The sequence below is a fragment of the Kitasatospora sp. NPDC088264 genome, from assembly GCF_040685715.1.
Taxonomy (GTDB): Bacteria; Actinomycetota; Actinomycetes; order Streptomycetales; family Streptomycetaceae; genus Kitasatospora.
This window is the reverse complement of the sequence record NZ_JBFBIR010000061.1, coordinates 1-14,839: the sequence shown is the minus strand read 5'-3', so window position 1 is coordinate 14,839 and position 14,839 is coordinate 1. Positions and strand designations below refer to the sequence as shown.

At 74.6% G+C, this 14,839-nt stretch carries 9 protein-coding genes; all 9 read right to left on the bottom strand.

Annotated elements, in window-relative coordinates:
• Positions 1-53: 53 nt before the first annotated feature.
• The gene (gene sbnB, locus AB0O82_RS31790) at positions 54-1,085 is read right to left on the bottom strand and encodes a 2,3-diaminopropionate biosynthesis protein SbnB (RefSeq protein WP_363587390.1); all 1,032 of its coding nucleotides are present in this window, start codon (positions 1,083-1,085) and stop codon (positions 54-56) included.
• 92 nt (positions 1,086-1,177) lie between these two features.
• A complete protein-coding gene (locus AB0O82_RS31785; protein WP_363587388.1) occupies positions 1,178-2,878 on the bottom strand; it encodes an NAD(P)/FAD-dependent oxidoreductase in 1,701 nt (566 codons plus the stop codon).
• 11 nt (positions 2,879-2,889) lie between these two features.
• Positions 2,890-3,618 carry a 3-oxoacyl-ACP reductase FabG gene (gene fabG / locus AB0O82_RS31780; protein ID WP_363587386.1) on the bottom strand — a complete coding sequence of 243 codons (729 nt, stop codon included), beginning with the start codon at positions 3,616-3,618 and terminating at the stop codon, positions 2,890-2,892.
• Positions 3,615-4,736: a beta-ketoacyl synthase N-terminal-like domain-containing protein gene (locus tag AB0O82_RS31775; RefSeq protein ID WP_363587384.1), complete on the bottom strand. Its 1,122-nt coding sequence runs from the start codon at positions 4,734-4,736 to the stop codon at positions 3,615-3,617. The genes fabG and AB0O82_RS31775 overlap by 4 nt, the downstream gene beginning before the upstream one ends.
• Positions 4,737-4,738: 2 nt before the next feature.
• On the bottom strand, positions 4,739-6,007 hold the full coding sequence (locus AB0O82_RS31770) for a beta-ketoacyl-[acyl-carrier-protein] synthase family protein (protein WP_363587382.1): 1,269 nt from the start codon (positions 6,005-6,007) through the stop codon (positions 4,739-4,741).
• A gap of 61 nt (positions 6,008-6,068) precedes the next feature.
• Positions 6,069-6,317: an acyl carrier protein gene (locus AB0O82_RS31765; RefSeq protein WP_063348726.1), complete on the bottom strand. Its 249-nt coding sequence runs from the start codon at positions 6,315-6,317 to the stop codon at positions 6,069-6,071.
• A 287-nt stretch (positions 6,318-6,604) separates the two neighbouring features.
• Positions 6,605-6,808 (bottom strand): MbtH family protein, encoded by a 204-nt coding sequence (locus AB0O82_RS31760; RefSeq protein ID WP_350882087.1) that lies wholly within the window; start codon positions 6,806-6,808, stop codon positions 6,605-6,607.
• A 50-nt stretch (positions 6,809-6,858) separates the two neighbouring features.
• Positions 6,859-14,184 carry an amino acid adenylation domain-containing protein gene (locus AB0O82_RS31755; protein ID WP_363587380.1) on the bottom strand — a complete coding sequence of 2,442 codons (7,326 nt, stop codon included), beginning with the start codon at positions 14,182-14,184 and terminating at the stop codon, positions 6,859-6,861.
• On the bottom strand, positions 14,181-14,839 hold a 659-nt coding region (locus AB0O82_RS31750; RefSeq protein WP_363587378.1), incomplete at its 5' end, for a phosphopantetheine-binding protein. The genes AB0O82_RS31755 and AB0O82_RS31750, both read right to left, overlap by 4 nt.

Below are 14,839 nucleotides of genomic sequence, written 5' to 3'. Positions count from 1 at the left end.
GGCCCGCCGGCGCCGGGAGCGCGGGCGGGCCTCCGGGACGGGGCGGGGAGGGCTCAGCCGTAGCGCTTGAGCTCGTGGAAGAAGTCCGGGACGGTGTACAGCTGCCCGGCCGCGAGGACGCGGTCGTAGACGTGCTTGGCGACGGCCATGTCGAGTACGCCGAGGCCGAACGGGGAGAAGACCACCGGCCGGTCGGACGGCGGGGTGATCGTGCCGGTGAGCACGTCGTAGAGCGTGCCGGCGACGAACTCGCGGTGGCCGACGCGCTGTTCGGCCAGGTGCGGCGAGGTGCCGGCCTTCATGCAGTGCTCGATGTCGTCGACGACGTTCCACGAGTCGAGGACGATCTCGGGGGAGAGGTCGCGCAGCGAGACGTGCAGCACCAGTGGGTTGTGCGAGAACCACTGCGGGTCCGTCACGTGCGGCTCGCCGGCGACGGTGGCGAAGACCACCAGGTCGCTGGAGCGGATCAGGTCCTCGGCCTTGTCGTGGACGGTGATCTCCACGCCCTCGCCCTCGGCCCGGCGCAGGTAGTCGGAGAAGCCCTCGGCGTGTTCGGCGGACAGGTCGTGGACGCCGGCCGCGGTGAAGTCGAAGCCGTTGGCGGCGAGGTAGGTGTGCACGTAGCGGGCGATCAGGCCGACGCCGAAGAAGCCGACCCGGGTCGGGCGCTCGCCGCGGGCGTCGGCGAGCCGGGCCGCCGCGAGGGCCGCGGAGGCGGCGGTGCGCGCCGCGCTGATGATCGAGCTCTCCAGGCAGGCGAACGGGTAGCCGGTCTCGGCGTCGTTGAGGATCAGGACGGCCGAGGCGCGCGGCAGGCCGGCCGCCACGTTGTCCGGGAAGCTGGAGATCCACTTGATGCCGTGCACGCCGACCTCGCCCTTGACCGAGGCCGGCAGCGCGATGATCCGGGAGGACGGGCGGTCGGGGAAGCGCAGGAAGTACGAGTCCGGGTTGACCGTCTGCCCCTCGCCGTGCAGCCGGTACGCGGCCTCGACCGTGGCGACGACCTCGTCCTCGTGCCCGTTGAGGGCCTCGTGCACCTGGGCGCCGGAGACCACGGCGAAGGGAGGTACCTGATTCATGGGAACAGTGCTCCTGGTCGGAGGGGTGAGGATCGGAGGGGTGAGGATCGGAGGGGTGAGGATCGGAGGGTGAGGAAACGGAGGGGGAGGGGTCAGCCGATGCGGGCCAGGCCCTTGGCACGCTGCCGCGCCCGCCCGCGCGAGACCACCAGCGGGTCCCAGTCCGGGCCGCGTTCGGGCAGCCGGGAGGGGTCGCCGAGCACCGCGCCGCCGAACACCTCGCGCAGCAGCGCGCGGCCGATGATGTCGGAGGCGGCGGCCATGCCGCTGTTCGCGACCGCGGCGATGCCGCTGCCGTAGCGCACGCTCTGGCCGACCACGTACAGGCCCTCGACCTCGGTGCGCACGTCCGGCCGCTGGCTGGAGCCGCCCCAGCTGGCCATGCCGTACGGGGTGCCGCCGGTGGCCCGGATGTAGCGCTCGTGGGTGAGCGGGGTGGCCGTCTCCAGGTGGGTGACGCGCTCCCGGAACGGGCCGATGACCTTCTCGGCGGTGGCCAGCATGACCTCGGTGAGCTGCTGCTTGCGGGCGAGGTAGGCGGCGTTGCGGCGGTAGGGCTCGCCGTCGGCCGGGCCGCTCTCCAGGCCCCAGAACCCGTAGCCGGGCGGCAGGCCCGTCATGAGCTGGAAGTTGCTGTGGCCGGGCGGGCAGACGGCGGCGGCGCCCGGGTCCTTGAGGGAGGCGAAGGAGAAGGTGAGCGCCGGCACCGAGTCCATCGAGCCGTCCCGCGCGTACCGCTCCAGCATGGCGGCGTGCGCGCCCTCCATGTCGTCGCTGTCGTGCCACCAGAGGTTGGCGTTGGGCAGGCCCGGCAGTTCGGTGTCGAGCCCGATGTACACCGAGACGAAGGAGCCGCGCATGGTCGCCGCGCGGGTGCGGGCCACCACCTCGGAGGGGAAGGCGTCCTCGCCGCCGCACAGGTCGAGGACGGTGCGCCGGTAGTCCGCGTTGGAGATGACCAGCGGGGCCGAGACCCGCTGCCCGTCGGTGAGTTCGACGCCGGTGGCGCGCCCGTTCTCGATCAGGATGCGGCGGACGTCGCAGCGGGTGCGCAGTTCGCCGCCGTGCGCCTCCAGCGCCTCGACGAACGCGGCGACCATCGCCTGGCCGCCGCCCTCGGGGTAGTACGCGCCGCGCAGGTAGTGGTCCATCATCGAGGCGTGGTGGGCCAGGCTGATGCCGTCGGGCATGGTGCCGTAGTTGCCGGCCTGTGCCGCGAGCAGCGTGCGCGCCTTGGCGGAGAGGCCGAAGTGGCCCAGGGCGTCGGCGAAGGTGCGGCGGGACCAGCGCATGGTCTGCGGGGACTTGCGGAACAGGTCGACCAGGGAGACGCCGTTCAGGCCGGCGCGGGTCGAGCCGGCCACGTTCTCGGCGAGTTCGAGGAAGCCGGCGATCCGGTCGGCCTCTTCGGGCAGGGCCTGCCGCAGCCGGTCGCGGTAGGCGTCCCAGCCGGCCGGCACGTCGACGGTCGCGGTGGGCGTGATGATCCGGTCGAAGCCCTGCTCGTTGTCCATCGGCCGGAACCGCACCCGGTCCAGGACGCCGAGGCCGGCCAGGATCGCCGGGAAGTGCCCGTCGGGGCCGCAGTCGCCGAGGTAGTGCGTGCCGACGTCGAACTCGTACTTGCGCCGGCGGCGGAACACGTGCGCGTTGCCGCCGGCGATGTCGTGCTGTTCGAGGACGAGGACGCTGCGCCCGTCGGCCGCCAGGTAGCCGGCGGTGGTCAGGCCGCCGATGCCGCTGCCGACGACGATCGCGTCGTAGTGGTCGCGCAGTCCCTGGGCCCCCTGCATGCGTGCTCCCATCAGAACGTGCCGCCGCCGTGGATCTCGAAGACCGACCCGCTGATGTAGGCGGCGCGGTCGGAGAGCAGGAAGGAGACCAGGTCGGCCACCTCCTCGGGCTTGCCGGCCCGGCCGAGGGCGACGTTCTTCAGCATCCGCTCGACCGCGGCGTCGGACATGTCGCCGACCATGTCGGTGGCGATCAGGCCCGGCGCGACCACGTTGGCGCGCACGCCGCGCGGGCCGCACTCCTTGGCGAGGGACTTGGTGAAGCCGATGATGCCGGCCTTGGACGCGGCGTAGTTGGCCTGGCCGAGGTTGCCGTAGATGCCGGACACCGAGGACAGGTTGACGATCGATCCGCTGCGGCGCTTGCTCATCGCGAAGGCGGCGGCGCGGCACACGTGGTACACGCCGTCCAGGTTGGTGCGCAGGACCTGGTTCCAGTCGTCCTCCGGCATCAGGATGACCGGGCGGTCCCGGGTGATGCCGGCCGAGGTGACGGCGGCGTCCACCGGGCCGACCTCGCGCTCGGTGCGGTTGTACCAGTCGCGGACCTGCTCCGGGTCGGCCACGTCGCACTGGGTGGTCGTGATCCGGGTGCCGAACTCGCCTGCCTGCTTGGCGAGTTGCTCGGCTGCCTCGGCGTTGGAGCGGTAGCAGAAGGCGACGTCGTAGCCGTCCTGGGCCAGGCGCAGCACGATGGCCTTGCCGATGCCCCGGGACCCGCCGCTGACCAGGGCGATCACGCGTGCTCCCCGAAGAGTCTCAGGACGGCGCAGCCCACCGCGCCGTCACGGTCGACGGCGGACACCAGGGCGATCCGGCCCCGGGCCGCCGGGTCGGTCCCGGCCACGCCGAGCACCGCCTGGATCTGGAAGGACGCGGAGGCCGCGCCGGTGTCGCCGAGCAGTTCCATGGACGGGACCCGGCCCAGTGCCTCGGCCGGCAGCAGCGCGGCGAGCGCGTCGTACTCGGCCCGGCCGGCCGCGGTGGGCGCGGCGCACGGGACGGCGGCCCAGACCTCGTCGGCGGTGACGCCGGCGCGGGCCAGGGCGCGCTGCACGCACGCGGTGACGGCGGCCTTCGGGTCGTCGTCGATGTCGACGCGGGTCTCCACCGCGAGCACCGCGGCGAGCGCCGGGCGCTGGGCGGTGCCGGCGTGCTCGACCACGAACAGGCCGCAGCCCTCGCCGAGCAGCGGCGTGGAGTCGCCGGCCGCGACGGCGGTGTGCTCGATCCAGGCGTGCGCGGCGGAGAACTCCTCGGCGGAGCCGACCAGGTACTTGGTCGCCCGGCCCTGGCCCATCAGGCGCCGCGCGTAGTTGAGGGCGAGCAGGCCGCTGACCCGGCCGCCGGCGACGGTGGTGTTGGGGCCCTTGAGGTCGTGCCGGATGGCGGTGGCGCCGGCGGCGTGGTTGAGGCTGCCGAAGGGGATGCGGCCGGCGTCGACGTGGAAGGGCAGCGCGTTGGTGTAGGACTGCTTGAGGAAGTTGGTGACGTTCTCCAGGCTGCCCATCGAGATGCCGAGGACCACACCGGTGCGGTCGTCGGTCTCCACCACCCGGTTGCCGTCGGCGTCCTTGAGCAGGCCGTCGGAGGCGACCAGGGCCAGCGCGGTGAGCCGGTCCATCTTGGCGGTGCCGGTGGGGCCGAGCAGGCCCTTGATGTCGAAGCCGGGCACCAGGCAGACGTCGGGCGACGGCAGCGTGCCGAGCGCGGCGTCCGCCTTGACGGCGGTCTTGGCGCCGGCGCGCACGCCGGACGCGAAGTCCTGGCGGGTCAGGCCGTACGGCGACACGGCCGACCAGCCGGTGATGACGAGTGTCTCCGGCGGCAGGGCCGCCGGGGTGGCTGCGGTGGTCATCGTCAGACTCGCTCTCCGTACGTGCCCAGAATCAGGATGGCGTTGTTGCCGGCGAAGGCGCTGGAGTTGTTCTCCACGATCCGGACCTCCGCGTCGACGGCCTGGTTGGGCACGACGTCCAGCGGGCAGTCGGGGTCGGTCTCCACGTGGTTGATGGTCGGCGGGATGAACTGGTGCTCGATGGCGAGGCTGCAGGCGATCGCGCCGAGCGCGCTGGCCGCGCCCATCGAGTGGCCGAGCATCGACTTCACCGCGACGGTGCGCGGCGGTGCGTCGCCGTACACGTCGACGATGGCGGCCGACTCGGTCTTGTCGTTGGCCTTGGTGCCGGTGCCGTGCGCGGAGATGAAGTCGATCTCGTCCCGCTCGACCCCGGCGTCGTCCAGGGCGAGCCGGATGCCGCGCGCGATGCCGTCGCGGTTCGGCGCGGTCGGGTGGGCGGCGTCGCAGCTGAGGCCGTACCCGAGCACCTCGGCGTAGATGTGCGCGCCGCGGGCGAGGGCGGACTCCAGGCTCTCCAGGACGAGGATGCCCGCGCCCTCGCCGGTCAGGATGCCCTGGCGGTTCCTGTCGAACGGGCGGACCACGTCCGGGGTGAGCGCGCCGAAGCGCTTGAACAGCGCGAAGGCCTTGCGGCAGACGGCGTCGGCGCCGCCGCACAGCGCGATGTCGACCTCGCCGGAGCGGATCGCGTCCAGTCCGTAGCCGATCGAGTAGTTGCCCGCCGCGCAGGCGGTGGTGATGGTGGTCGGCTCCACGTTCGGCATCCGCAGCTCGCGGGCGATGACGGTGGTGAGCCGGCCGGCGTTGATCCGGCGGGACAGCACCGGGTCCATGGCCCCAGGGTCCCCGGCCGCGAGCTCCTGCTCGACCAGCACGCCGATGTCGTGCCCCTCGCCGTCGGTGGTGCCGACGCTGATGACGGCCTGGCGCTCGCCGAGGTCGGCCTCGGTGAGCCCGGCGTCCTCCACGGCCATCCGGGCGGCGGCGACGGCGAACTGCCCGGCGCGGCCCATGTCGTCGAGGGGGACGTTGCGGATCCAGCGCTCCGGCTCGAAGTCGGGGACCTCGCAGGCGATGTTCTGGCCGAACCCCTCGGTGTCGAACCGGGTGATCGGCCGCGCACCGGAGCGGCCGGCCCGCAGCCCCGCGGTGTACTCCTCGACACCCGTGCCGATGCTGGAGATCGCCCCGAGGCCGGTGAGGACGACCCGGCGGCGGTCGGCCGGCGCGCCGGCGCGGGGTGCCGCTGGTGACTGTGCGGTGGACATGGGACTCCTTAAGCAGTGGGATGCCTGCGGGCGGGGGTTCCGGTCCCGGAACCCGCCCCGATCACCAACCGGCGGCCGTCGCGGTCACCTGGTACGTGGCCTCCACGTTCACCATCTTCGGCAGCTCGTTCATGTCGATGACGATGGAGTACTCCATCTCCAGGGCGCTGAGCACGTCGATGAGCTTCAGCGAGTCGGCGCCCAGCTCGTCGACGAACAGCGCGGTGTCGGCGAACTCGGTGTGCACGTCGATGTTCTCGGCGATGATCTCGCGGATCCGGGTGAGACGCTCCGGCGCTACCGTCGTCATGCTCGTTTTCCTCCGTTTTCGCGGGCGCCCTGTGGGGGTGCCCTGGGGTGCCCGGAAACCGGGCCTCTGGGCAGCAAATTAGTCAGGCCCGATGACGGGTCGATGACGTCCAACTGACCGCTCACTGACGGGTCCTGGCGGGGTGTAGCGCGCCTGGTGGGGAGGGGTGTCGGGGACAAAACGGCCGCCCGCCGCACCGTCGGGCGAAGGCCCTGGGGGTGCGGCGGGCGGCGGGGTCGGAGCCGTCCGGCGGCGTTCTTCCGGATTCCGGGCGCGGGCCCGGCCGGTCAGCCCTGCTGCTGGAGGCTGAGCGGGCGCATGTCCGTCCAGCTGCCCTCGATGTGGGCGACGGCGGTGGCCCGGTCGGTGGCCTCCAGGGTCACCGACCAGCCCTCCGGGACGGCGGCGAAGGACGGCCACAGGGAGTGCTGCCCCTCCGCGTTGACGAGGACGAGGAAGGTGCCGTCTTCGCGGTCAAAGGGGTTCGCCATGACTGTTCTCCAGGTCTCGGGATCTCGGGACGTGCCGGGTTGATCGGGCGTCAGGTGGTCGGGGTGGCGGCCGGTGCGGCCGGGGTTCCGGTCGGGTCCGCGGCCAGGGCGGCGAGGGCGTGTTCGACGACCGCGCCGATCGCCGCCGCCGGTGCGGGTTGCAGCAGCTGCTGGTGCCCGCTGTCCACGTCGTGCGCGAGGACGGCGGAACCGACGTGCGGCTCCCAGCTCTTGACCTTGAGGGCGCGCTCCTCCGGGGTGGGGCGGGTGTCGCCGCCGGCCGCCACGAAGAGCGTCATCGGGCAGCCGTCGAAGCGGCCCGGGGTGAACCGCTGGAACAGCTCCAGGTTGTTCCGCATGACCCCCAGCAGCCGTTCCAGCGTACCCGGTTCGAGCGCGGCGAGGGGGCCTTCGGTGCGGGCCAGGTGCGCGGCGACGCCTTGCGGGGTGAGCCGTTCCGGCTCCGCCGCGTCGACCCCGGCCTCGGCCAGGAAGTCGGCGAGGAACTCGGCGTCGCTGGGCCGGGCCCCGAGGGCGTCGTCGGGGTAGGCGTCCAGGTTGGCCAGGAACGCCACCCGCTCGCCGGCGGCGTGCAGCCGGACGGCCATCTCGTGCGCCACGACGCCGCCGTAGGACCAGCCGAGCAGGTGGTACGGGCCGTGCGGCTGCACGGCGCGCACCCGGGCCAGGTACTCCTCGGCGACGTCGCCCAGGTCGGTCGGCAGCGGGCCGTCGTCGGACAGGCCGCGGGCCTGGAGGCCGTAGACCGGCTGCTCCGGGTCGAGGTGCTCGGCGAGCGCCGCGAACGGGATCGCGAAGCCGAGGCCGCCGTGCACGCAGAACAGCGGGGGCCGCCCGCCGGTGGGCCGGATCGGCAGGACGGGCCCGAGCAGGTCGACCGCGCCGCCCCCGGTGGTGGCGGCCGCGGCCAGCGCCTCCAGGGTGCGGTGCTCGAAGACCGCCCCGAGGCTGATCGGCAGCCCGGCCCGGCCGGCCGCGTTGACCAGCCGGATCGCCTTCAGGCTGTCCCCGCCGAGGGCGAAGAAGGAGTCCTCGGGGCCGACCGGGCCCGTGCCCAGGACCTCCTCGACGGCGGCGCAGAGCAGCCGTTCCGGCTCGGTGCGGGGCGCCCTCGGGGCGCGGGCCGAGGGGGTGGCCGCGGGGGCGGGCAGGGCCTTGACGTCCAGCTTGCCGTTGGCGTTCAGCGGCAGTTCCGGCAGCGCGGTGTAGCTCTCCGGCACCATGTGGCCGGGCAGCGAGCGGGCCAGGTGGCCCCGCAACTCGGCCGGTCCGGGGGCCGGCCGGCCGTCGGCGGGCACCAGGTAGGCGACCAGGCGGCGCTGGCCGGCGGCGTCGGCGGGGGCCAGGACGGCGGCCCGGGCGACGTCCGGGTGCTCGGCCAGCAGCCGTTCGACCTCGCCGAGTTCGACCCGGTAGCCGCGGATCTTGACCTGCTGGTCGGCGCGGGCGACGTACTCGATCCGGCCGTGCCGGTCCCAGCGGACCAGGTCGCCGGTGCGGTACATGCGCTCCCCGGGCGCGCCGAACGGGCAGGCGGTGAAGCGGGCGGCGGTCAGCGCGGGCCGGCCGAGGTAGCCGCGGGCCAGGCCCTCGCCGGCCAGGTACAGCTCGCCGACCACGCCGCGCGGCACCGGCCGCAGCGCCTCGTCCAGGACGTACGCGCGGGTGTCGCCGATCGGCCGGCCGATCGGGACGGTGCCCTCGGCGCGGCCGAGGTCCTGGCCGGTGGCGAAGGTGGTGGTCTCGGTGGGGCCGTACACGTTGAACACCGTGGTGTCCGGCAGGGCGGCCCGCAGCCGGTCCAGGTGGTCGCGGGAGTGCGCCTCGCCGCCGGTGAGCAGCGCCCGCAGCGGGGCCAGGGCGCGCGGCCGGGTGTCGGCGATGGTGTTGGACAACTGGGTGGTGAGGAAGGCGACGCTCACCCGGGCGCGGGCCAGGAAGGACTCCAGGGCCCGCGGGTCGGCCGGGCCCGGCGGGTGGACCGCCACCCGGGCGCCGTGGGCGAGCGCGCCCCAGATCTCGAAGGTGGAGGCGTCGAAGGCGACCGGCGCGAAGTAGAGGAAGGTGTCCGCGGCGGTCGGCGCCAGCTCGGGCAGGCCCAGGACCAGGCGGACGGCGGCGCGGTGCGGGACCGCGACGCCCTTGGGCTTGCCGGTGGAGCCGGAGGTGTAGATGACGTACAGCAGGTCGTCGGGGTCGATCGGGGCGGCGGGCACCGGGGCGGTGACGGGCCGGCCGGCCAGGTCGGCCAGGGTTTCGGGGGCGTCCAGGAGCAGCTCGACGACCCCGGCGGGGAGCTCCCGTCCGGCCGGTGACCGTTCGGTGACGAGCAGCCGGGCGCCGCTGTCGGCCAGCATGTCGCGGACCCGCTCGTCGGGGTAGGACGGGTCGATCGGCAGGTAGGCCGCGCCGGTGCGGGCGATCGCCAGCAGGGTGCTCACCACGGCCGGGCCGCGCTCCAGGCGCAGCGCCACCAGGTCGCCCCGGCGGGCGCCGCGCGCGGTCAGCAGGTGGGCCAGGCGGTTGGCCTCGGCGTCCAGTTCGGCGTAGCTGGTGTGCCGCAGCCGCTCGGGGTGGCCGGGCTCGGTGTGGACCAGCGCGACCGCGTCCGGGGTGGCCGCGATCCGGCGGTCCACCAGGGCGGTGAGGGTGCTGCGCGGGGTGCCGGCCCGGTGGGTGCCGAGGGCGAGCAGTTCGGCCTCCTCCTCGGGCCCGAGCAGGTCCAGCCGGGACAGCGGCCGGGCGGGCTCGGCGAGGGCGGCGGCGAGCAGCCGCAGGTAGGCGTCGGTGATGCGGCGGGCGGTGGCGGGCTCGAACAGGTCGGTGCGGTACTCGACGGCGAGCGCGAGCGCGCCGCCGGCCTGCTCGGTGAGCTGGAAGAACAGGTCCCACTTGGCGGTCCGGACGGGCACCGGCTGCTCGGCCACGGCGAGTTCCGGGTCCTGCTCGGGCGCCGGGGCCGGGCCGGCCTGCTGGAAGCCGAGCATCACCTGGAACAGCGGGTGCCGGGCCATCGAGCGCTCGGGGTTGAGCACCTCGACGAGCTTCTCGAAGGGCACGTCCTGGTGCTGGTGGGCGGCCAGGTCGTAGGCCCGGACCCGTTCGGCGAGTTCGCGCAGGCCCGGGTCGCCGGAGGTGTCGGTGCGCAGCACCAGGGTGTTGACGAACATGCCGACCAGCTCGTCGAGCCGCTCGTCGGTGCGGCCCGCGATCGGGCTGCCGAGCGGGATGTCGGTGCCCGCGCCGAGCCGGGTGAGCAGGGCGGCGAGCCCGGCCCGCAGCAGCATGAAGACGCTGACGCCCCAGGCGGCGGCGAGCCGGTGCAGCTCGGCGGTGAGCGGCTGCGGCACGGTGGTGCGCACGACGTCGCCGCGGTGCTCGGCCCGGGTGCCGCGCGGGTGGTCGAAGGGCAGCGCCAGTTCCTCCGGCAGGCCCTTCAGGGCGGCGGTCCAGTAGCCGAGTTGGCGGGCGAGTTCGCTCCGCGGGTCGTCCTCCGCGCCGAGCAGTCCGCGTTGCCACAGGGCGTAGTCGGCGTACTGGACGGGCAGCGGCGGCAGTTGGGCCGGGCGGCCGGCCACCCGGGCCCGGTAGTACGCGGTGAGGTCGCGGGTGAGCGGGGCGAGCGACCAGCCGTCGCCGGCGATGTGGTGCAGGACGATCGTCAGCACGTGCTCGTCCGGGCCGAGCCGGAACAGGCGGGCGCGGAGCGGGAGGTGGCGCTCCAGGTCGAAGCCGCGCGCGGCCTCGGCGGCGAGGGCGGCGGGCAGGCCCGCCTCGGTGGTCTCGCTCACCGGGAGCGGGACGGCGGCCTCGGCCGGGGTGAGCACCCGCTGCTCGGCCGGTCCGCTGCCGGTGGTCCCGGAGGTGGCCCCGGGGGCGGCCCCGGACCCGGTGCTCTCGGGGGCGCGCTGCGGGAAGACGGTGCGCAGCGCCTCGTGCCGGGTGACCACGTCGTGCAGGGCGCCCGCCAGGGCGGCGGTGTCGAGGCGCCCGGAGAGGCGGATCGCCAGCGGGATGGCGTACAGCCCGCCGGGTGCGCCCAGGTGCTCGACGAACCAGAGCCGCTGCTGCGCGTACGACAGCGGCAGTACGGCCGGGCGCGGCCCGGCGGCGAGCGGGGCGCGGCCGGGTGCGGCGGCGGCCAGCCGTTCGGCGAGGCGGGCGGGGGAGGGGGCCTCGAAGAGGTCCCGCACCTGGAGTTCGGCGCCGAGTTCGGCGCGGACCCGGTTGACGATCCGGGTGGCGAGCAGCGAGTGGCCGCCGAGGGTGAAGAAGTCGTCGTCGACACCGACCCGGTCGAGTCCGAGCACCTCGGCGAAGACGCCGCAGAGCTGCTCCTCCTCGGCGGTGCGCGGGCCGCGGGCCGAGGTGGTGTACGCGGGGGCGGGCAGGGCGCGGCGGTCGAGCTTGCCGTTGGCGGTCAGCGGCAGCGCGGCGAGCGGGACCACGGCCGCCGGGACCATGTACTCGGGCAGCCGCTCGGCGGCGAACTCCCGCAGCCCGTCCGGGTTCGCGCCGTCGCGGGGCACCACGTAGGCGACCAGGCGCTGGTCGCCGGGCCGGTCCTCGCGGGCGATCACGGCGGCCTCGGCGACCGCGGGGTGTTGGCCGAGGACGGTCGCGATCTCGCCCAACTCGATCCGGAAGCCGCGCAGTTGGACCTGCTCGTCGGCGCGGCCCAGGTACTCCAGGGTGCCGTCGGCCCGCCAGCGGCCGAGGTCGCCGGTGCGGTACATCCGGGTGCCGCCGGGCTCGAACGGGCAGGCGACGAAGCGGGCCGCGGTGAGGTCGGGGCGGTGCAGGTAGCCGCGGGCCAGGCCGGGGCCGGTGATGTACAGCTCGCCGGGCACGCCGGCCGGGACGGGCCGCAGAGCGCCGTCGAGCAGGTAGACCCGCAGGTCCGGGATGCCGCGCCCGATCACGCTGCCGCCGCCGGCGGCGGCCGTCGGGGCGTCCAGCTCCTGGTAGGAGACGTGCACCGTGGTCTCGGTGATGCCGTACATGTTGACCAGGCGCGGCGCGTCGTCGGAGTGCCGGCTGTACCAGTCGGCGAGCCTGCCGATGTCCAGCGCCTCGCCGCCGAACACCACGGTCCGCAGGGCGAGCGGGCGCGGACGGTCGGCGTCGGCGCGCATCAGCTGGTAGAAGGCGGACGGGGTCTGGTTGAGGACGGTCACCCGCTCCTCGGCGAGCAGGTCCAGGAAGGCGTCGGGGGAGCGCGACACGTCGTACGGCACCACGACCAGCCGGCCGCCGCGCAGCAGCGCGCCCCACAGCTCCCAGACGGTGAAGTCGAAGGCGATGGAGTGGAACAGCGTCCACACGTCGCCGGGGCCGAAGTCGAACCAGCCGTCGGTGGCCTCCAGCAGCCGCGCCACGTTCTGGTGCGGCACCACGACGCCCTTGGGGCGGCCGGTGGAGCCGGAGGTGTAGATGACGTAGGCCGGGTGCTCGGGGGAGGCCGCGGTGTCCGGGGCGGTGGCCGGGTGGGCGGCCAGCGCGGCGGCCGTCTCCGGGGTGTCCAGGTCCAGGCGCGGCAGGTCCGGGGCCTCGGGCGGTTCGGGCAGCACGCCGCCGGCGGTCAGCAGCAGCGCCGGACGGGCGTCGCGCAGGGTGTAGCCGATCCGGTCGGCCGGGTGGCCGGGCTCCAGCGGCAGGTAGGCCGCGCCCGCCTTGAGGACGGCCAGGACGGCGACGATCAGCTGGGCGCCGCGCGGCAGCGCGACGGCCACCAGGCTCTCCGGGCCGGCGCCGCGGGCGGCGAGCAGGTGGGCGAGCCGGTTGGCCCGCTCGTCCAGCTCGCGGTAGCTGAGGGCGGCCTCGCCGGGAGCGGTGACCGCGACGGCGTCCGGGGTGCGGGCGGCCTGCTCGGCGAACAGCTCCGCGATGGTGGCGCGCCGCGCGGGCTCCCGGGGGGCGGCCGAGGCGCCGCTCCACTCGCCGAGGATGCGGGCCAGTTCGGCGGGCTCGGGCGCGCCGAGCCGGGCGAGCGGGGCCTGCGGGTCGTCGGCGACCTGCTCCAGGACGCGGACCAGCTGGTCCAGGACGCGCTGCGCGGACGGCCGCGGGTCCTCGGTGAGGCCCTCGGGGTTCCCGGCGAAGGCCGAGGGCCGGTAGGCGAGGTGCAGGTCCAGCCGCTCGCCGGGGAAGACGGTGAGGCTCAGCGGGTAGTGGGTGGCCGAGAGCACCTGCGCGGAACTGACGGTGCCGCCCGACTCGCGGAACAGCGCGGCCTCGTCCAGCGGGTAGCTCTGGAAGGCGAGGACGGTGTCGAACAGCTCGCCCTGGACGCCGGAGGCGGCCTGCGCCTCGGCGAGCGGCAGGTGTTCGTGCGGCATCATCGCGAGCTGCTGGCGGGCCAGCGCCTCGAACAGCTCACTCGCCCGCTGGTCCGGGCGCAGGTCGGCGCGGACCGGCAGGGTGTTGGCGAACAGGCCGATCATCGACTCGACGTCCGGGACCTCGGCCGGGCGGCCGGAGGTGACCGACCCGAACACCACGTCCTCGCGGCCGGTGAGCCGGCCGAGCAGCAGTGCCCAGCAGCCCTGCACCACGGTGTTGAGGGTCAGGCCCCGGCCGCGGGCCCAGCCGGCGAGCGCCGCGGTGCGCTCCGGCGACAGGAACCCCCGGACGAGCGACGGCAGTTCGCGGGAATCGCCGGCACCGGCGCCGGGCAGCGCCCGGACCGGCCCGTCCAGGCCGTCCAGCAGCTGCGCCCAGGCCGCCCGCGCGGCGGCCCGGTCACGGCCGTTCAGCCAGGTCAGGAACGAGCGGTACGGCGCGGGCGCGGGCAGCGCCGCCGCGCCCGCCGCGCCCGCCTCGTCGTCGAGCAGCACCAGCTCGCGGACGGCCAGCGGGAACGACCAGCCGTCCATGACGATGTGGTGCACCGACCAGACGAACCGGTGGTGCCCCGCGCCGAGCCGGATCAGGGTGAACCGCATCAGTGGCGGCCGCGCCAGGTCGAACCGGCGCAGCCGGTCCTCGCGCGTCAGCCGCTGCGCCGCCGCCTCCCGGTCGGCCTCGGGCAGGTGGGTGAGGTCGTGCAGCTGCCACTCCGGCTCGACCTCGGTCTCCTTGAGGACGACCTGGACGGGCTCGCCGGTCTTGCGGTTGCGGAAGCAGGCCCGCAGGTTGGGGTGCCGGCGCAGCAGCGCGGCCGAGGCCGCGCGCAGCCGGGCGGCGAGCTGCTCGCCGTCACCCGCGCCCGGCCCGTCGATCTCCGCGACGAACTGGAGGGTGTACAGGTCGGGCGAGGCCTGGTCGTACGAGGACAGGAACAGCAGTCCCTGCTGGAGGGGGGAGAGCGGAAGTACTTCGCTGATCTTCGACCCGGTTCTGGGGGCGGTCGTCACGAAAGTTCCTCATTCAACTCGAATTCCAGATCGGCCAGTTCCTCGTCGGACAGGGCGATCAGACTGCCTTCGGGTTCCGTCGGGGCGGGTTCGGCGGGGCTCTGCTCCTGCTCCTCGGCGACCTGGGCCAGGGCGGCGGCGGTCTTGTGGGTGAAGATGTCGCGGGTGGTGAGGGTGAGTCCGGCCCTGCGGGCGCGGCTGACGACCTGGATGGAGCGGATGCTGTCGCCGCCGAGGGCGAAGAAGTCCTCGTCGATGCCGACCCGGCCGGTGCCGAGGACCTCGGCGAGGATCTCGGTCAGCACCTGCTCGCGCTCGGTGCGCGGCGCGCGGGCCTCCTCCTGGTCCCCCAGGTCGGGCCTGGGCAGGGCCTTGCGGTCGAGCTTGCCGTTGGCCGTGAGCGGCATGGCGGGCAGCACCAGCCAGGACGCCGGGATCATGTACCCGGGTAGCAGCTCGGCCAGTTGACGGCGGATCCGGTCTGGGTCGACGCCGGGGCCGGTGAGGTAGCCGATGAGGCGGGGGTTGCCGGAGGCGTCGGGGAGGACGGCGACGGCGGCGTCGGCGACGGTGTCGAGGGAGCGGATGACGGCTTCGATCTCGCCGGTTTCGACGCGGCGGCCGCGGATCTTGACCTGGTGGTCGCGGCGTTCGA

Excerpts from the sequence above, each read along its gene's own strand:
- sbnB (WP_363587390.1), bottom strand. The coding sequence starts at position 1,085 with ATGAATCAGGTACCTCCCTTCGCCGTGGTCTCCGGCGCCCAGGTGCAC.
- AB0O82_RS31785 (WP_363587388.1), bottom strand. The coding sequence starts at position 2,878 with ATGCAGGGGGCCCAGGGACTGCGCGACCACTACGACGCGATCGTCGTC.
- AB0O82_RS31775 (WP_363587384.1), bottom strand. The coding sequence starts at position 4,736 with ATGACCACCGCAGCCACCCCGGCGGCCCTGCCGCCGGAGACACTCGTC.
- AB0O82_RS31770 (WP_363587382.1), bottom strand. The coding sequence starts at position 6,007 with ATGTCCACCGCACAGTCACCAGCGGCACCCCGCGCCGGCGCGCCGGCC.
- AB0O82_RS31765 (WP_063348726.1), bottom strand. The coding sequence starts at position 6,317 with ATGACGACGGTAGCGCCGGAGCGTCTCACCCGGATCCGCGAGATCATC.
- AB0O82_RS31760 (WP_350882087.1), bottom strand. The coding sequence starts at position 6,808 with ATGGCGAACCCCTTTGACCGCGAAGACGGCACCTTCCTCGTCCTCGTC.